Origin of the sequence: Microvirga sp. (assembly GCF_014699075.1) — a bacterium.
In the GTDB taxonomy this organism is placed as follows: domain Bacteria; phylum Pseudomonadota; class Alphaproteobacteria; order Rhizobiales; family Beijerinckiaceae; genus Microvirga.
Map to the genome: position 1 here is coordinate 33309 of NZ_JACXAB010000028.1, position 18078 is coordinate 51386.

Below are 18078 nucleotides of genomic sequence, written 5' to 3' on the forward strand. Positions count from 1 at the left end.
GGTCCGGCTTAGCCGACGGCACCATTCACGAAGGGCGCCACCTCAACCCAGCCCTCGTAGATCATCTTGATCGCCACGTAGAGGATGATCGCCAGGCCCACATAGGCGATCCAGCGGTAGCGCTGGAGCAGGCGGGCGATGTAGGAGGCTGCGAGACCCATGAGAGCGATCGACAGCAGAAGTCCAAAGGCGAGGATGTAGGGATGCTCCCGTGCAGCGCCCGCCACGGCGAGCACGTTGTCGAGGGACATGGAGACGTCGGCGATGACGATCTGCCAGGCCGCCTGAGAGAAGGTTTTGCGCGGGACGCCGCCGGCGATGGTGCCGTCCTGGTTGATGTCCCGGCCCTCCAGGGCTTCCTCCGCCGCGTGCTGCTCTGCCTCATGGCCTGTGCGCAACTCGCGCCACATCTTCCAGCACACCCAGAGAAGGAGGACGCCACCGGCGAGGAGAAGGCCCACGATCTGCAGAAGCTGGGTCGTCAGAAGAGCGAAGATGATGCGCAGGACCGTGGCGGCCAGGACGCCGAGCAGAATGGCCTTGTTGCGCTGCTCCTTCGGGAGACCGGCGGCGGCCAGGCCGATGACGATGGCATTGTCGCCGGCGAGCGCCAGATCGATGCCGATCACCATCAGGAAGGCGACGACCTCGGGTCCAAAATACTGCGAGAGATCAAACATGCAGTGCCTCATATGTCGGTTTGCGGGCAGCGCATGCGAAACGTTCAAAGAGACGCATCTGGCATTGCCCTGCCACGGAAATCTTCGAGGCAGGAGCCGAAATGCAGGCAAAACCGTCTGTTTGAACGAACCCAGGCCGTCCTGGTTTTCATCCAGTCCGACATCGCCGCTCCCGTGAGGAGCGACCAGAGGGGCCCGGCCTGGCTACGGGGTCCATCTAGACAACCCAGGCCCAGGGATCAAGTCACCTCCCATGCAAGGGGCCCCTTATCCTAAGGATGATAGGCGCTTTCTCTTCTGTCCCCTAGTTTCCAAGACCTATTGTTGAGAAGGCCTGCTTCAGAGAAACAGAAGCTTGATCCGGGTTGGTGCCTCGGGCCATATCGATTTGAAAGAACATTGGGCGCTTGAAGCGTCCGGCGGGAGGTCGTTCATGTCCACTCTTCACGAAGGCCCACGGCCGGCGGAGCCCGGCGGGCCGGTCCGCGCCCCCCAAAACGTAGCCGGCGGATTGGTCCTGGTGGCGCTGGCGGCCTTGGCGCTGTGGCTCACGCGGGATCTCGACCAGGGCACCCTCAACGCCATGGGACCGGCGATGCTGCCCCGGTGGCTCGCCATAGCGGTCGGCCTGTCGGGGCTTGCCCTCCTGGCCTTCGCCTTCATCAAGCACGGCGAGGCCTTGGAACGCTGGAACCTGCGGGGTCCGGTTTTCGTGATCGGCGGTATCCTGGCCTTCGCGCTGACCATCCGTCCCTTTGCCATGGGAGGCTTCACAACCCCAGGTCTGGGGATGCTGTTCGCCGGTCCGCTCGCCATCATCATCGGCGGCTATGCCACGCCCGAGGCGCGCCTGCGCGATCTCGTCATCCTCAGCTTGAGCCTCACGCCGTTCTGCATGGTGCTGTTCGGGGATCTCCTGAACCTGCCCATTCCGGTCTTCCCCCAGGCGCTCACGGGTCTGTTCCCGCCCGACTGGTCGCAAAAAGGCGTGTTGCGGGCGACAGCCGCCATCCTGGTCGTGGCGGCCGTGATCGTGTTCCTCGCGACCCGCCGTTGGCGTCGTGGTCCGATTGACGTGGCCGACCACAGCGGGAGGATCTGATGGGTGACTTCTTCTCCAATCTCAGCCTCGGCTTCGGGGTCGCCCTGACCCTGCAGAACCTTGGCCTTGCGTTTCTCGGCTGTCTCGTCGGAACCCTCATCGGCGTGCTGCCGGGAGTGGGGCCCATCGCCACCATCGCCATGCTGCTGCCCATCACCTTCGGGCTCGACCCGACCGGCGCACTCATCATGCTCGCCGGCATCTATTATGGCGCCCAGTACGGCGGCTCGACCACTGCCATCCTCGTCAACATCCCGGGCGAGGCCACCTCCGTGGTCACCGCGCTCGACGGTCACCAGATGGCCCGCCAGGGCCGCGCCGGCGTGGCGCTCGGCATCGCGGCCATCGGCTCCTTCTTTGCCGGCACGGTGGCGACCCTGGTCATCGCCGCCCTGGGAACTCCGCTCACCAAGCTGGCGCTGATCTTCGGACCCACCGAGTATTTCTCCCTGATGGTCATGGGCCTCGTCTTCGCAGTCGTGCTGGCGCGGGGCTCGATTCTCAAAGCCATCGCCATGATTCTCGTGGGCGTGCTGCTGTCCACCGTCGGCACCGATCTGGAGACCGGCGAGGAGCGCATGACCTTCGGCCTGCCGTTCCTGGCCGACGGCATCGACTTCGCCGTGCTGGCCATGGGGATCTTCGGCATTGCCGAGATCATGCGCAATCTCGACCATACCGAGACCCGCGACGTGGTGCGCCAGGCCATCGGGCGTCTGCTGCCGAACAGGGACGACTTCAGGCAGTCCTACAAGCCCGTCCTGCGCGGCACCCTGATCGGAGCCACGCTCGGCATTCTTCCCGGCAACGGGGCGGTGCTCGGGCCGTTCGCTGCCTATACGCTCGAGAAGAAACTCGCAAAGGACCCCAGCCGCTTCGGCCGCGGTGCCATCGAGGGCGTGGCGGGGCCTGAGAGCGCCAACAACGCCGGCGCGCAGACCTCGTTCATTCCGCTGCTGACGCTCGGCATTCCGCCGAATGCCGTTATGGCCCTCATGGTCGGCGCCATGACCATCCACGGCATCATTCCCGGCCCGCAGGTGATGACCAAGAACCCGACCCTGTTCTGGGGCATGATCGCCTCCATGTGGGTGGGCAACCTGATGCTGCTCATCATCAACCTGCCGCTGGTGGGCATGTGGGTGCGGCTGCTCAAGGTGCCGTACCGGCTGCTGTTCCCGGCGATCCTGATGTTCTGCTGCATCGGCATCTACTCGATCAACTCGCTGCCCACCGACGTGATGTTCATCGGGTTCTTCGGGCTGGTGGGCTACATGCTGATCAAGTTCGGCTTCGAGCCGGCCCCGATGCTGCTCGGCTTCGTGCTCGGCAGGCTGATGGAGGAGAACTTGAGGCGCGCGCTCATCATCTCGCGCGGCTCGCTGGAAACCTTTATCGAGCGTCCTGTCAGCGCCGGCCTGCTCGCGGTGGCCGTTATCCTACTTGTGATCGCCCTTCTGCCCTCCATCCGAAAGGGGAGGGACGAGGTCTTCACCGAGTAGCTTGCCTTCAACTCCATCTTGCCCACATGGTAGGCCATAACTTTTCCAAGGGAGGAAAATTGATGAAGAAGGTTGTACTGGCTCTGGCCGCAGTCGCCGGCTTGGCCGCAACGGGCGCCCAGGCCCAAGGCTATCCCACCCGCCCGATCACCATGATCGTGCCCTTCGCGGCCGGCGGCCCGACCGACGTGATCGCCCGCATCGTAACCGACAACATGAGCCGCACGCTGGGCCAGCAGATCGTGATCGAGAACGTGGCCGGCGCCGGCGGCACTACGGGCATCACCCGTGCCGCCCAGTCGCAGCCGGATGGCTACACCATCATGATGGGCCACATGGGCACGCACGGCGCCGCTCCGGCCCTGTACCCGAACCTGAAATACGACCCGACCAAGGACTTCGCCCCTATCGGTCTGGCGGCCGGCACCCCGATCGTCATCGTGGCCAAGAAGGACTTCCCGGCCAACGATCTCAAGGGCTTCCTCGACTATCTGTCGAAGAACGCCGACAAGGTGAACATGGCCCATGCGGGCGTGGGCTCGGTGTCCCATTCCACGGGCATCTTCTTCAACTCCGTGGTCAAGGCGAAGCCCACCATGGTGGCCTATCGCGGCACGGGTCCTGCCCTCAACGACCTGATGGCCAACACGGTCGACTTCATGACCGACCAGATCGTCAACGTGGCCCCGCAGATCCAGGGCGGCAACATCAAGGCCTATGCCATCGCCACGCCGCAGCGCTCCCCCGTGCTGCCGAACGTGCCGACCACGAAGGAAGCCGGGCTCGAAGGCTATGAGGTCAGCGCCTGGAACGCCGTCTTCGCGCCCAAGGGCACCCCGGCTGACGTGGTCAAGAAGCTCAGCGATGCTCTCATGAAGTCCCTTGACGACGAGAACACCAAGAAGCGCCTGCTCGAACTCGGCGGCGTGATCCCGAGCAACACGGAGCGGACCCCGGAAGCCCTGCAGAAGCTCGTCGAGAGCGAGGTCGCCCGCTGGACCCCGGTCCTCAAGGCTGCCGGCGCGACGGCAGAATAACCGTTCACAAGCTTAAGCACGTGATGCGGCGGGCCTTGAGCCCGCCGCACTCATTTCCAGGCCGACGGGCCGCAATCAGGTCTTGAAATTGCTCGTCCGGGCGATTACACCCTGCCTCACGTGCAGCCGTAGCTCAGTTGGTTAGAGCACCAGATTGTGGATCTGGGGGTCCCCCGTTCGAGCCGGGGCGGCTGTACCATTCAAATCAAGCACTTAGCTCCCGCAGGTTCGAAGCTTGCTTCCCAGAAAATGCAATTGGGAAGCATATGGGAAGCTTGAGAGACAAATTTCTCCTCGCCTGCCGTCAGAATTTTTGCCCTTTTCCGAAGGTGAATGCACCTGCTCCCAGAGACTGACTCGACTCACAGCCCATAATGGCTACGGTTATAGAGTCTATAGTCCTGGGGGATTATCCTTGAAACGTCTAATTCTTGTGCTCCCATTGATGGGAGCTTTGGCTGCTTGCGCAGGTGCTCAAGCAACCCGCACTTCGGCAAACACGATGGTCATCGATGCCGGAGCGGCTCCCGCCTGCGGCTCTCAGGGTGCTGCGAAGGTGGCTGCGAAGAGCGCCGCCGTTGAAACCATCCGCGCGGGCTATGACCGGTACGTCATCACCGGGGCAGCCTCGCAGAACAATGTCTCGACCACTCAGATGCCCGGACAGTTCAATACGGTGGGCACCAGCACCTACTATGGCGGCGGCTACAGAACCTACAACGCCACGACCACCTATACTCCCGGCCCAACCATTGTTAGTGGACGCCATGACAGGCAACTCGGTGTCGTGATGTTCCGAAATGGCGAGCCTGGATCTGAGAACGCCATTGATGCCCGGCAGACGCTTGGAGCCGAATGGGCCGACCTCGTTAAATCTGGCATTCATACTTGCTTGTAACCAAGCTTGATGGCGGGCAGGGGGAAACTCTGCCCGTTCTCAATCCTTCACCTGCCTACGGAGGTTAGCAGCCTTGCAGGCTGCCAATTGACCCTCGATTTTGAATCGAAATCTCTTGGCTACAGCCGCTTTTCCCGCTGTGTCATAACCTACTCTGCGCCTCTTATCCCCGCGGAGCGCGCCATCCCGCTGCCTTAGCCTCGTCCTCAGAGCAGAACCAGCGCTCCCCACTAGCCTCATTGATCTGGGTGTCACCGTAATGGCGGCTTCCCGGAACATGATAAATTCGATTTGAGCCTGAGATATTGCCCTTGATGGCACAGCTCCGCTCGGTGGTTCTGTCAGTTCCACCGACCAATTCCGATGGCAATCGCTCGCCGCGTCGCCACTCCCACGGTTTCACGAAGATTCCGGCCCAAAGCCCCCGTTTGGCCTGTCGGGCTTCTGTCTCTTCGTCTGAATAGCGCCCGTCCGAGTACTGGCTGTATTCGACCGCCCAGCCCTGCCGGATCAAGTCGCCATTGATGTCTTGGCCATTGGCATAGCAGACAGCGACTACCCGCCCGTACCGGTCTCGGTCCTCTTCCTGGCAACTCACCCGCCCATTCCGGCCGATTAGCGCAGCCAGAGCATCCGCTGATCGGGAGCCACAGAGATAGCGTTTGCCTTCCGCATCACTGCAAGTCTGCTTTCCCTCCGGCGCATCCACGCCGTAGAGCCGAATGCGGGTCTGTTCGCCCCGAATGGCAAGTGTGTCGCCATCAACCACATCGGCTATGCCAGACAGATTTTGAGCTGTGGCAGGCAACGCCGTCAGGCAGAGCGCCAAGCTCAAGGGAAGGAAGAACGCTTTCATATACAATGCCCCTTTTACCAGCGAGGATACGGCTCGCAGGCAATGCCATCGTTGTCCCGGTCGAGGTGCGCCGCATAGCCCGGCTGCCCTCTGTATAGAGGAGCCGCTCCTGCCGCTCGGGCGGCGGCACAGTTCCTGTAAGAGGCCAGGCTGGAGCCGCTCCAGACCCCAACCTCTCGCTTGAAACTGAGACTTATAGGCTCCCAGTGAGCCCAGCCCCAAACAAGTCCGAAGCCGACAAATGTCGCCAACACCGGTAAGCCGACCTGACGGAGCACGCGGCGACGCTTCTGGTTCCGCTGATAGCGGCCAAAGTGAATGTGCCAGTCCTCGTGTGATACCATTCTGAAGCCCCCGCAGGAGGACTATAAGCATGACTATTTGGTTAGGATAGCGGGGCTGTACATTCCTGAGCACCCATCTATCGTCAGGGTAAGAAGCTGAGTGTGAAGCTCCAGAAAGGGGCTCTAAAAGGGAAGTCAGAGTGGTATCTATCCAATCCGCGCTCTACCTTTCGGCGCTATATCTCTGTCTCATCAATCTAGCGACCATGGGAGCCTTTGCTTGGGACAAGCACTGCGCCCGTAACGGTATGTGGCGAGTTCCTGAACGCACACTGCTTGGCATGGCATTCATTGGTGGAACGATTGGAGCAGTCGCCGCCCAGCACGGCCTACGACACAAGACGAGAAAAGAGCCGTTCCGGACTCAGCTTTACCTAATTGCTGGATTGCAAGTTGTCTCTCTTGGTGCAGTCGCCTTTCCAACGGTTCAGGATGTAATGCTCTCAATTGTGCGAAGCATTGGCTGATCTAGCGCCTGCGGACGGACCAGAACGAAGTGTCTCAGTCGAGTGGGGCAACCCTGCACGTACAGCCGTCGAAAACGTGAAGTGTTGAAATTGAAGCAGCTCAGCGGAAGAATTGCCCGCATAAAATTTCAAGTCACAAATAACTGTTAGAGTACGTCAGTAGCAGCATTGTCGCTCTCGCCAATGGCAAGGCGGTATATATGCGTTCCGTGATCCCTCACGATCCTGATGACACGGCCTTGGTCTACGAGGCTGACTAGCATGCATTGGTGCGGCCTGTACCCAGCCCTTTGCATTGCAAGTTTAACATCGGCCCAGATTGAGTCAGGCTTCTCCGCAAGGTACCTCATTATAAACCGTGTCCCCCCGGGCTTGCGTCGTGGCAGTCTATCGAGGTCGTCGAAGTCGTCACGCTCAGGAGGGGCAACTACAATCCGCTTCACCGCAGTCATGATCTCCGAGGCTAACTCGAAGTCCACCTCTGCCGTGACCGTTAGCTTCGCGCCGTCGTAATTGAACGTCACTGGCATTAATTGGCCTCATAGTGGGCTTCCTACTTTACGAAGATTCCAGCAAAAGGACCCTTACTCTTGAGTGTCTCTTTGCGCTTCTTCCGCGGTAGCAATTCCTCAGTAGGTTTGATGTCTCGGACGCCGCTTGGCCGTGGGCCAGGCCCCATATTGCTGTATCCCGGCGTACCATCCCAATAGTAACCCGCACGTCCATCAAGGATCGCACCCGAGCTGAGCACCCTTCAGTCGGTTACATGGGCCGCAGATAGACGCTCTGTTCCAATCTCCATTAGCGCCGCCTCTTGCCTTCGGTACGATATGATCGGACTCAAGACGAAAATCGACGGGCCCTTTTCCGTTTTCAAGCTTTGCTCACCAATCTTGCGTGCTTCGGCGGATTTCGCTCTTCGGGCGCGTATCATTGAGTGGAATCGTGGGGGCCTGCGACTTTTGTGGCGCTTGGGTGGCAGGGCGGCGACCGGACATCATGTCACCCACCTTCTCCGCCGCTGCTTGAGTTTTCTCGCTGGTCCCAATCGTCACCCACGCCTCTTCATTTTTCTCATCGTATCCTTTTTCAAGGACGATCAGGCCGCGCAACTCACCAGACGCGTAGGATTGGATGGTAGTCTTCAACTCGTTCACAACCGTACGCTCATTCAGCTTTTGTGTGCTGTCCGCCCCATTGCCACGGGATCGCGTTGATTTGTTAATGTTGGTCTCCATATCGGTGTAGGTTTCATCCGACGTATTCATCCGCTTAACGAACCGGATAATGGCGGCTTCCGCTTGTAGCTCGGCAACCTTCTGCGCTTTCAAAATTCCACGTCGATCAGGAAATTCAACAGCGGTGACTTGCTTGACCGATAGCCGCTTGACTGTGTTGTCGGGATTGTATTCCACCTTTACGCCGTCCACATCATCGTTCCATACGGGCGCTCCGTCCTGCTGGACCGTGAACTCGCCTGCCGACGCCATAGGCGCGAACAGTAGAAACGACAAACCAAAAAGCATTGTCTTTTTCATCGCTGATTCCACTTTAAGTTTAATTCTGGTCTTGGTACTTCACTTCGACCTTGCCCGCTTTGCTCAGGGTCTCAGGGTCCAGTTCCGCTACAAGATAGAAATCACTGCGGGAGGTGATAATATAGCAGGGGCCATCGCTAATGCTTGAACTGATAAGTTGCCACGGGCTGTTGATGGTAGAGTTCGTGCGGTCCTTCTGCTGCGACCTGTACCAGAAATTCTTCTGACCACTTCCGCTTCCGAAGGTGAACTCTTGCAGAACTTCACCGGCCTTATCGAAAATCGTCATCCGCAAATTCGGACTCCGCATCCTCTCGCCCCTCCGGTGGCGAACATTGTCGAACCCGTACACTGAAACGAATTCTGGTTCATCGCTGCGACGATTGTCGTACAGGGCCACAGCGAACGAATCCGCAATGTAATTCCCGTCGGGTCCCCTGCGGTAATAGCATCCTGAAGTGAAATGCGAGGCTATTATGCCCTGCCATTGCGCGCTGACATTGTGTGCAGCTGTAGATTTCAAGGTCTTGAGTAGGTTCTGTTGGTATTCCGGCTTGAGCGCTACCCTGACCGGGAACACCACTGTGGCGGCGGGGTTCATCGTCCGATTGTTCCCCATAATCCCTAACGGTAGGCCGGACTTTGCTATTGGTTGAGCTTGCCCAAGCATGATGTCCTGAACCTCTCCCAACAGAACGGCTTTGCCGACCTTCTCAAAGAGGAAGTCTTCCAGAACCTTTTGTTTATCGAGTTCAACCTCGATAGTGGGTGTCAATGCGTCGCCGAGTTGCGTTTGGCCAACAGCAACCTTGCGCATATAGGCTTTGAAATCTTCAACGCGGACGCCAACCTTTGCTCGGACGCGCGACAGGCCACCTTCATTTGACGCCGAAATTACCTCAAAGGATTGGATCGAACCCTGCGAGTACTCGCGGATGTTCTCCTGCAAATTGCTGGCCTCAACGCGAATGCCGTTTCTGATCTCGGAACTGAGCTTAACCTGTGTCTCAGCATCAATGAAGGTTCCGACAACCTGATTCAGCGCTTGCTCGGCAGCATTCTTACGCGCACTTTCGACATTGGAGCCGATGCCCTCCGCGATTACAGTCTGAACGATGCGGCCATTGCTTGTGGCCGGTTGAGGCGACTGTGTCTGTTGCAGACTTGAAAATGGATTGTCGCTCTGCTGTGCGGGTTGGGAGGCCGTGTTTTGGGCACTCTGCGGCGGCTTCAGGTCAGCAAATGGATCATTGCCTCGTGCGGATTGCGGCTGCCCCAATGATTTGTTGAGCAATGGGGCATCGTCACCATCATCTTCTGCGGGTGGTTCCTGTGCATATGCTGAGCGTCCTCTGCCAGGGGGAAGCTGATCCGGCTGGCGCATTTCGCGCGGATAGAAGGGGGGCTGCCGGGGTTGACCGGGGATGATGCTTCCCATCACCTCACCAAAGGGACCAAGATTCCGCAGTTGGTCACGAACCTCATTCGGGACCGGTGACATGTGGTTCGGCGTGACGGAATTGCGTCCCGCCACCATGGGATTATCCGACGGGTAAAGGCCAGTATCCGTAGCGGTTAGGCGCAGATTCCCGCCATTCTCGAAATTGACCGCCATAACAGCGCCATGGCCATTGATCTTGAAAACGGAGAGACCCTGTTCAGCTGACTTTCTGAAGTCGCCCATGAAGTCGATGAGAAAGCCCTGATGCCCAGATGGCCTTCCAGCCGCAACCGCTTGCATACTCGGGCCATCCAGCCTTTCGAGACGGAGCCCGCCCCATACGAATATCGCCGCATTGCCTTGGCGCATGGAGCGCGGCGACTGGCCGAACACCTTGTTCAGACGCTGGACCTCTGCATCCATTTTCTCAGGACCGAATGGTGATGGTGTAATGAAGCGAGAGATGTAAGCCATTCGGCCATCCGGGGCATGAAGCACCGAGGCTGCGATATTCATACCTTGCTTTGGCTCATCAATTCTGCCGCTGCACCATTGAAACGGCGGAAACTGGCTGCTTGGGCCGCAGCGCAACCGATCCGCAAATGGAGCGCCGAAAAAGCTCTCACCAAGATGAACGCCGTTTACTCGGTAGGACTGTGCAATTGTGGGACTGGACGCATTGAACAATACTGCGAAGCTGGCAGTCCAATATACAAGGAATCGACGACAGACCATCCTGTAACCCTAAATGCCTACGGAGTAATCTGCTCTGAGAGTTAAGTAGATCTGGCAAAAAGACAAGGCGTAGGGGGGGCGATGTTCCGGAGGTATAATCTCTATATACGAACGCATATTCGAGTTTGCCCTCTAACTACATAAGATACTCTCCGATAACTATTAAGAGTTAGAGCGCACTTTAGGCTGTCTGCAGCAAGGTGGCTGCGATTACTAAAAATACGTTCATCGGAGTTGCTTCATCAGCCGCTCGGCTGCTATGACGAGCTGAGCATCCAGCATCTCCTCTGCAGCATCGTACTCGGCAACCCAGCGCTCGTAGGTCGCCCACCTCATACCTCTCGGCTTCGGCGGCACATCCCATTTATCGGGGTCTGCATCCCCGAGCAGCGCCGCCTTCACCTTAGCCTTGGTGCGCCACGCCCGCCCGATAGGGTCTAGGAACTGCGAAGCATAGGCGGCCCTGCGGCCCCAAGCATGACGACTGGCAAAGTACATGGCCCCAAGAGGTCGATAGAGCACACGTACACGCCGCCCTGTTCTTGGGCAGGCGACGTACCATTGCAGGCCGCCAAAGTGCCTCGGCTCTGACACGAGAGAGAATGACTGCTGGCGTCCCTGAAAGGTCAATTTCAGCAAGCCACGGTAGTCTGAGAGCTTCAGAATGGCAGTGATGGTCTCACCCGAGCCATAGGTCAGCATGCATTGAATATGCCTGCCGGGTTTGCCCGCGCCGCTCGGGATGAGCTTGGCGAGGTCCAGCTTAGGCCCGCTTTCCAGAGTGAGCCGCTGACGTTCACGAGGCATGGCGATGTCCTCTCGGTCGTAGGTTCACCACGACTCCTGACGGTTCTTCCGCTCCTTTCACCCCAGACCCCATCTGGTAGATTATATGTGTCCCTGTAGTCGGACCGCTGGAGGGCTGAACAGAGGGGTCACGGTCCCTCTCATCGGACCGTAGGCGGTAATTTTCTTTCGTGGAGTCCTGAACTGTCCCTGAGGTCGGACCGGCTGTCCTTCCCATCGGACCGGCTACAGATTTCGACTCGTCCGCTTGCCAGCGCATGAAGGCTTTTGACGCCTTCTCGCCAGTGCTGTCACACGAGTACAGCGTCAGACGGCTGCGTGTGGAGGTCTGCGGCTTTTCTCCAGGCATCAATGGCTTCGTGGATGGGCTCGGGCAAGTCCACTGGCAGCCTCATGGATGAAGAGCCATCGGCGGCTATCTCAGCCAACATGGTGCGGTAGTATTCCACCCCGTGCGATTTGTTTGCCTCTCGCCCAGCAGCAACCAGCGGGGCCGAATGACACAAGGGTGAGCACAATAGGCTGAGGAACGCACGCATGTTCATGTTCCGACTTTTAGACGACTTAGCGTGCAACATGCCTGTTCTTAAGCTTGGCGAATGTGCGTCGACGCACCCTCCAACAACATGGGTTTGAACCAGCAAAGAAAGAGCGCCCAATCAGTTGGCGCTCCAGTTGGGCCGCTGTGCGACCATTCAGGGAGAACGACCGTGCCAAGAGGCACAGGGACGAGGCTGCGCTCGTAAGGTTACGGAACTGTTAACGGGGCTATGGTGAGCATCGCCTAGGGAGAATTGGAGAGAGCGCTAGGTGAGGACCGCCACAAAAGCTGACTGCCCCCCTAAACTGCAAAGCACCTATCACTCGTGCACGCTGTTTAGATTAGGCTCCTGAGGCGTCCTACCTCGCCTGAGTTGTTGCTGCGATGAGGGGCACTGGTACGCTCCTATTGTGCTTGGAAGGAACGATCCGGATGGAGTGCTTCGAGGTGAAGCAGGAGCAGGAGGACCTCTGGTCTGTATCCTGCCAGGGACGTACGCTCTCCCTTTACTCGTCCGAGGAACAGGCTCGTTGGGCAGCTCTTATGTTGGCGTCAACTAAGTCCCAGTCCGGCACCCAGGCGATGGTTGTTATCACCCCGCCTGAGGTGAGCGAGTTATCCCAAGACACTCAAAAAACGCGGCGGTTCACAGGCATGTAGCCCTCCTGATGAAGGGAGGCATGGTAGTTGCACCTGCCGGCCAGGCCCAGAACCCGTGGGGGCTGGACTAAGTGTGCTCGGGTTTGTCCCTATCAGTGGGGTCTTCAGGCGGCGGCTTGGTTCTGGGTCGCTCTCATGGCCTACCTCAGCCATTCTTTTGGGATTAGCCCCAGAACATTAGGATAGTGGTCCTGTCGCACGATAAAGCGAAGGCTACACTAGTAGCCCACGGCTTTTTGATGAGAGTGCGAGTGCCAGACGAGGATCTCTTTCCAATCGAGCTTCTGGAGTTCCGTGTTCAAGCCAGCATCTTGGAGCACTTTGGTGGCCGCCACCCTTCTATATCTGAAATGGCAAACATCTCTGATGATGACCTGCTGAAGCTCCCAGGGGTTGGACCATCCACCATTCGGAAGATCCGCCTTCTCACCCAAGACGGGCTCAAATCCTTGTCAGCGCTGACAGGGTTGAGCGATGCCGAATTGCTCCAAGAGCACGAACGTCAATCGGCCAAACTCAGCGAGCTGCATGATGAGTTCAAACAGCGGGAACGTGAGCTTAAACGGCTGCTGCGTGCTATCCGCCTTGAACTTCGCGTGAGGGGTCTTTCTCCGAAATGAGAGCCTCACTGACCAAAGAGCATCCTGAAAGCTAAACACGTCCTTACGATGAAGAGCCGCAGGAACGCTTATCCGGCGGCTCCCGCACTTCGAGCATCGCAGCCGCAAGGCCATATCCGGCACCGGCAGGTCAGCAGGCCAGCCCTTCAGCGGCACCTCAGCACCATGGCCGCAGTTATGAGCTTCGCAGTAGGCCATCATAGTCCTGTATCCCTCGGCAAGACTCTGCCCGACCGTAACCGGCGGGATCTCGTTGCCGTCCGCATCATAGGCGCGGCGGGGATTGCGGGCTGTGCTCACCTCAGCCTCTTCGGCGGCATAGGTAGGTACTTGAAGGTCAACCCCTCGGCAGCACTGCGCACGGCCTCCCTGCTTACCCCAAACTCACGGGCCAGCTTGCTGTATGCCCGCTCGCCAGAGGCGTAGCGCAGCCGTGCCTCCAGCACCTACTCCACTGTCAGTTTGGTTCTACCCATCCTCGTGCCATGCCTGAATAGAACATAAGTGAACATCTACCCAGATAAGCAGAGCTGTCGAGACAGGTTCCTCCCCTGCAACTAAGCCTGTGAAGAGCGTTGACAAAGCCTCCCGGAGTGGCGGCGGATAGTAAAGCCCAGCTGCTCGGACAGGTTCTCGTGGACTATTTTTGAATCGAAATCTCTTGGCTAAAGCCGCTCTATCAGCCCTATCGCTGCCATTGGCTGCACGCCCCTAGAGCCTCATCGGGCACTCTCGAAACTCATCTCAGTTTCGTGAAGGAATAGACCAGCCGCTACTCCCGTTTACTGACCATTCATCGTCAATTCAGATGCAAGGTCATTTTATGAGCGCTACCTGACGTTTGGCCGCGGTCCAGGACATCGATTCAGGTCCTAAGCACCTCACCAACCCTGGCCCGTCAATTCTTTGTGCGTTGCTTATCTGTGTTGCCGCTGTCACTCCCCTTATCGGAGCAGCCCTCCTGCTGGCTAGCATCTGAGAAGGTAGCGCACCTGAGCATTCCCTTGAGCCAGGACAATGCCTGCTCATACTACCGGAGGTCATGATGCAGAACAAAGTCGAGTTGGTTGCTCGGGCCATTCACAAAGCCGAGCACCAAGAACTCACATGGGACGGCGAGCCTTTGGCCCACAAGGAGCGCTTTCGGGAGTATGCCCGCAACGCTATCAATCTGCTGGGCGAAGACATTGGGGTGCTACTTCTCGCATTGGAGACGGCTACAGCAGGAAAGCGGATTGGGCATACAAGAGCAGCTGCTTAAACCAATGAAAGTCACGAACTCTCAAGTTCCCTGCCCTGGATTGCTGCGGTGGCCTGAAGCTTCCCCCTCACGAAACTCCTGACTCGGGAGGGCAGTTTGATTTTGCGCCGCGTGGTCGCGCCACTGCCGATTCCGTTTGCGCCTTAGGTCTTTGGGCATTCGCGCCTTCAGTTGACCCTCCAGCCAGCGCAGGTCCTCCTGAAGCCCCTCAAGACGCCTCAGCAACTCGGCATCCGATAAGCTATGTGAGGTGGCCTGACTGGCCTCCTGCCGTCGCCCGGCATTGGTGATGCTGCGGACCATCTCCAAGGAGGCTGGCCCCATACCCGGCATCGTCAACCAGTGCTTATCCGGGATTTGGTCGACTTCTCGGAGGCTGGGACAGCGCCCTTTGAACTCAAGCAACAGTGCATATCTCACTTGCCAGGGTACGGCTTCGAGAGGGAAAGGCTCATCTAAGCGCATGTGCCATCCTGCAAACTCAACCACGTGATTTGCTATTGCGACGGGCAGAACAGGGCTAATCCAAGGCAGTTCATGAGCGGTTTCATGTTACCGCCAAGTATAACCCCGTGGAGTACCTATAATCTTCGGAAATTGACTGCGCCTTCCACCCCAGTACCAGGGCAGGTTGTTTGCCTCCGAAACGGGTTGGAGGATCCGCGAGACAGTGGCTGGGCGTTTCACGTCGCACCGTAAGCGGCAGAGATGCCTATACATCGCTCTGGTGTGTCCAAGCACAAGGATAGAAAGTGGAACTGTTTTGCGGCCTCAGCCGTTCATGTAACGGAGGCGCTCACCTACCGCCTCCAAGCCAAAACTTCAAAGCCCCTGATGGTCAGTTCATAGTCCTCAGGGGCTAATTTGTTGTTTAGTACTGATTATTGATGCTTACTCCCAAGTTTATTTTCAATCTTGTTCATTCCAATAGCGATATAGCCCCATACTAATACCTTAGGGTTATGTCTTTTTTAGGTAGGAACGCCTTCTACTTTCGAACGTCTTCAGGTCATCACGACTGTCGTTGTGCAGTCACCCTGTAAATGTAGATTAGTGTAGGTGAACCATGAAGCGTTCTTATGCTCTTGCGTTGTCTGGCTTAGCTCTATTCTTGGCTTCTTCTGTCTCAACTTCCGCACAAGTCATTCGAACAGGCCAGCAGTGCGTTCCTGCAGTCGCCAATCCATCCATGTATCACAACTGCCAGCTCCGCATCGTGCAGGGGCAGGAAGTCTGCAGCTGCGCCATCAGGCCTCAGGCTTTGCGCCAGCGAATGGATCGGTTGAACGACCGCAACGACCTGAACACCGGATCTCTCAATGGTCGCGGCACGAACGGCCCTGCAATTGGAGTCGGCGGATCTTCCGGACCCGTTCGGAATGGCAACAACATCGGGACCGGCGGTAATGTTGGTGCCGGCGGAAATGTTGGCGTTGGTGGCAACGTTGGGACAGGCGGTGTGATTGGCGCTGGTGGAACGGTGGGCACTGGAAGCACGGTCGGCACTGGCGGCTCAGCAGGTGGTGTCGGCACTGTAGGCTCTGGTGGAACCAGCGGCACCGGCGGGACCACGGGTAATGGCGGTACTGTTGCCGACAATAACGGAAATACCGGTGGAAGCGGCAGCACGGGCGGCGGCAAGGGCAATGGCGGCTCTGGTGCCAACAACGGTGGTGGCAACGTTGGTGGTCCCAACAATCCCGGCAACGACAAGGGTGTCGGTAATGCGGGTGAAAGCCCAAATGGCCGTGACTTTGGCGGCAGCGGTGAGAAAGGCCGCAGCGACGCCGATGACAAAGGCAGCAATGCAGGTGGCAACGGTGGTAAAGGCGGCAATGCTGGTGGAAATGGAGGAAGTGGCAACAACGGTGGTGACAAGGGCAATAACGGCTTCGGAAACGGAGGCAACGATGGCAGCCCGAACGGCAAGAGTGACAAGGACCGCTAAGCCTGTAATCTAAAGAGCTGGCTTCACCCCTGGATGCGAGCACGTCCGGGGGTGATGCGCATTCAGTGCAGATGCTCTAAGCCCTGGCTAACGTATATCAGCTCATAAACTATAGCCGCTTCATCAGCCGCGCTGCTGCCATGGCGAGCTGCGCATCGAGCATCTCCTCAGCAGCATCGTACTTAGCCACCCAACGCTCGTAGGTCGCCCAACGCATACCCTTCGGCTTGGGCGGCACATCCCATTCATCCGGGTCCGCATCCCCAAGGAGAGTCGCTTTGACTTTAGCCTTCGTGCGCCACGCCCGCCCGATAGGGTCCAGAAACTGAGAGGCATAGGCAGCTCTGCGGCCCCAAGTATGTCGGCTGGCAAAGAACGTGGCTCCCAGTGGCCGGTAGAGTACCCGCACCCGCTGCCCCGTTTTTGGGCAGGCGACGTACCATTGCAGGCCGCCAAAGTGCCTTGGCTCTGACACTAGGGAGAATGACTGCTTGTGTCCTTGGAAGGTCAATTCCAGCAAACCACCATAGTCCGAGAGCTTCAGAATGGCAGTAATGGTTTCCCCTGAGCCATAGGTGAGCACGCATTGGATGTGCCTTCCGGGTTTTCCAGCGCCGCTCGGGATGAGCCTCGCCAGATCCAGCTTGGGTCCGCTCTCAAGAGTAAGACGCTGACGGTCACGAGGCATGGCGACGTCCTCGTGGGGGCAGGTTGACCACGACTCCTGAGCGCTCTCCCGTATCCTCCACCCCAGACCCCATCTGGTAGATTATATGTGTCCCTGTAGTCGGACCGCTGGAGGGCTCCGATGGAGGGTCACGGTCCCTCTCATCGGACCGTAGGCGGTAATTATCTTTCGTGAGAGCCGTAACTGTCCCTGAGGTCGGACCGGCTGTCCCTCTCATTGGACCGGCTACAGATTTTGCTTCATCCGGGTGCCAGCGCATAAAAGCCTTCGAGGCTTTCTCGCTCGTGCGGTCGCACGCGTACAGCGTTAGGCGGTACTCACTCGCATGCGGGCTCTTGCGGTCGAAGTGGCCGCGTGAGCAGCAGACAATGAAACCCTTTTCGGTTAGCTCAAAGAAAGCCCGTGCCGCCGTGTCCTTCGAGCAGCGGACGTGTTTAGCAGCATCGCGGGTAGAGAGTGCGATGAACCCATTGTTGCCGCCGTTATAGATGGCAGCCAATTCAAGAAAGATGCAGCGAGCCACTGCTGAGAGGGACCGCCAAGCAGGCGAACGGAGCATATGATGGGGGAGGGAGACGAAGCGCTCTGTTGTGCTTCGGCCCTTGTGGTTGTGACGTCTCGGCATGGGGTGCCTCACAGCGGCCTTGAGAAGCCTAAGGGCGCTCTTTATGGAGATCGATGAGAAAAGGTGCAGCCGAGGCACAACCCCGGCTGCCGGCGTCTAAAAGTCAGGGAATGCAGCCCTGCGCTCGAGTTCTGTTGCTGGCGCAATCAGGCCGCTTTCCGCTTCTCCCCGTGTCGAGCCGTTTTCAGCACGTTGATGTGGCTATGAAGGACATAGCGGGCATGAGTACCGGCGTATGGGCCACCATGCTTTGTCGCATTGCCTCAAGCAAAATGTTACCGAGCGCGTTCGTTGCCTCACCTAAAATGCTACCCGTGAAGGCGCATTC

Annotated in this window: 16 protein-coding genes, 1 tRNA gene and 2 pseudogenes; 9 read left to right on the top strand and 10 right to left on the bottom strand. The window is 58.3% G+C overall.

What is annotated here, in order from left to right:
- Positions 1–8: 8 nt before the first annotated feature.
- On the bottom strand, positions 9–680 hold the full coding sequence (locus IC232_RS23315) for a TerC family protein (RefSeq protein ID WP_190847344.1): 672 nt from the start codon (positions 678–680) through the stop codon (positions 9–11).
- Positions 681–1113: 433 nt separating this feature from the next.
- On the opposite strand from IC232_RS23315, the gene IC232_RS23320 reads away from it, so the two are divergent.
- From IC232_RS23320 to IC232_RS23340, 5 genes are all read left to right on the top strand, one after another.
- Positions 1114–1782, top strand: coding sequence for a tripartite tricarboxylate transporter TctB family protein (locus IC232_RS23320; RefSeq protein WP_190847345.1), 669 nt, complete (start codon positions 1114–1116; stop codon positions 1780–1782).
- Complete coding sequence (locus tag IC232_RS23325; RefSeq protein WP_190847346.1) at positions 1782–3284, top strand: tripartite tricarboxylate transporter permease; 1503 nt, start codon at positions 1782–1784, stop codon at positions 3282–3284. Before IC232_RS23320 ends, IC232_RS23325 begins: the two co-directional genes overlap by 1 nt.
- Before the next feature lie 62 nt (positions 3285–3346).
- Entirely contained in the window at positions 3347–4321 is a 975-nt protein-coding gene (locus tag IC232_RS23330) for a tripartite tricarboxylate transporter substrate-binding protein (RefSeq protein WP_190847347.1), read from the top strand.
- A gap of 122 nt (positions 4322–4443) precedes the next feature.
- A tRNA-His gene (locus IC232_RS23335) sits at positions 4444–4520 on the top strand.
- A 303-nt stretch (positions 4521–4823) separates the two neighbouring features.
- A complete protein-coding gene (locus IC232_RS23340; protein WP_246812360.1) occupies positions 4824–5219 on the top strand; it encodes a hypothetical protein in 396 nt (131 codons plus the stop codon).
- A gap of 163 nt (positions 5220–5382) precedes the next feature.
- Here IC232_RS23340 and IC232_RS23345 read toward each other — a convergent pair whose 3' ends face one another.
- Both IC232_RS23345 and IC232_RS32115 read right to left on the bottom strand, forming a co-directional pair.
- Complete coding sequence (locus tag IC232_RS23345; RefSeq protein WP_190847348.1) at positions 5383–6075, bottom strand: thermonuclease family protein; 693 nt, start codon at positions 6073–6075, stop codon at positions 5383–5385.
- A gap of 14 nt (positions 6076–6089) precedes the next feature.
- Complete coding sequence (locus IC232_RS32115; protein WP_210335470.1) at positions 6090–6419, bottom strand: excalibur calcium-binding domain-containing protein; 330 nt, start codon at positions 6417–6419, stop codon at positions 6090–6092.
- 206 nt (positions 6420–6625) lie between these two features.
- On the opposite strand from IC232_RS32115, the gene IC232_RS23355 reads away from it, so the two are divergent.
- Positions 6626–6886, top strand: coding sequence for a DUF1294 domain-containing protein (locus IC232_RS23355; RefSeq protein WP_190847363.1), 261 nt, complete (start codon positions 6626–6628; stop codon positions 6884–6886).
- 146 nt (positions 6887–7032) lie between these two features.
- On the opposite strand, the gene IC232_RS23360 is transcribed toward IC232_RS23355, so the two are convergent.
- The 5 genes and pseudogenes from IC232_RS23360 to IC232_RS23380 form a co-directional block, all read right to left on the bottom strand.
- Complete coding sequence (locus IC232_RS23360) at positions 7033–7416, bottom strand: hypothetical protein (protein WP_190847349.1); 384 nt, start codon at positions 7414–7416, stop codon at positions 7033–7035.
- 195 nt (positions 7417–7611) lie between these two features.
- Positions 7612–7722 (bottom strand): annotated as a pseudogene (locus IC232_RS33355) (HNH endonuclease); the annotation flags it as partial.
- A gap of 48 nt (positions 7723–7770) precedes the next feature.
- Complete coding sequence (locus tag IC232_RS23370) at positions 7771–8424, bottom strand: hypothetical protein (RefSeq protein ID WP_190847350.1); 654 nt, start codon at positions 8422–8424, stop codon at positions 7771–7773.
- 19 nt (positions 8425–8443) lie between these two features.
- A complete protein-coding gene (locus IC232_RS23375; protein ID WP_190847351.1) occupies positions 8444–10339 on the bottom strand; it encodes a hypothetical protein in 1896 nt (631 codons plus the stop codon).
- A 486-nt stretch (positions 10340–10825) separates the two neighbouring features.
- A complete protein-coding gene (locus IC232_RS23380) occupies positions 10826–11407 on the bottom strand; it encodes a hypothetical protein (protein ID WP_190847352.1) in 582 nt (193 codons plus the stop codon).
- Positions 11408–12859: 1452 nt separating this feature from the next.
- Here IC232_RS23380 and IC232_RS23385 point away from each other — a divergent pair.
- The 3 genes from IC232_RS23385 (at position 12860) to IC232_RS23395 (ending at position 16437) form a co-directional block, all read left to right on the top strand.
- Positions 12860–13228 carry a hypothetical protein gene (locus tag IC232_RS23385; RefSeq protein WP_190847353.1) on the top strand — a complete coding sequence of 123 codons (369 nt, stop codon included), beginning with the start codon at positions 12860–12862 and terminating at the stop codon, positions 13226–13228.
- 1042 nt (positions 13229–14270) lie between these two features.
- Positions 14271–14489, top strand: coding sequence for a hypothetical protein (locus IC232_RS23390; RefSeq protein ID WP_246812361.1), 219 nt, complete (start codon positions 14271–14273; stop codon positions 14487–14489).
- A gap of 1066 nt (positions 14490–15555) precedes the next feature.
- On the top strand, positions 15556–16437 hold the full coding sequence (locus IC232_RS23395) for a hypothetical protein (protein WP_190847354.1): 882 nt from the start codon (positions 15556–15558) through the stop codon (positions 16435–16437).
- A gap of 109 nt (positions 16438–16546) precedes the next feature.
- Here IC232_RS23395 and IC232_RS23400 read toward each other — a convergent pair whose 3' ends face one another.
- Together IC232_RS23400 and IC232_RS33360 are read right to left on the bottom strand one after the other, a co-directional pair.
- Positions 16547–17125 carry a hypothetical protein gene (locus tag IC232_RS23400; RefSeq protein ID WP_190847355.1) on the bottom strand — a complete coding sequence of 193 codons (579 nt, stop codon included), beginning with the start codon at positions 17123–17125 and terminating at the stop codon, positions 16547–16549.
- 771 nt (positions 17126–17896) lie between these two features.
- Positions 17897–17971 (bottom strand): annotated as a pseudogene (locus IC232_RS33360) (hypothetical protein); the annotation flags it as partial.
- Positions 17972–18078: the final 107 nt, after the last annotated feature.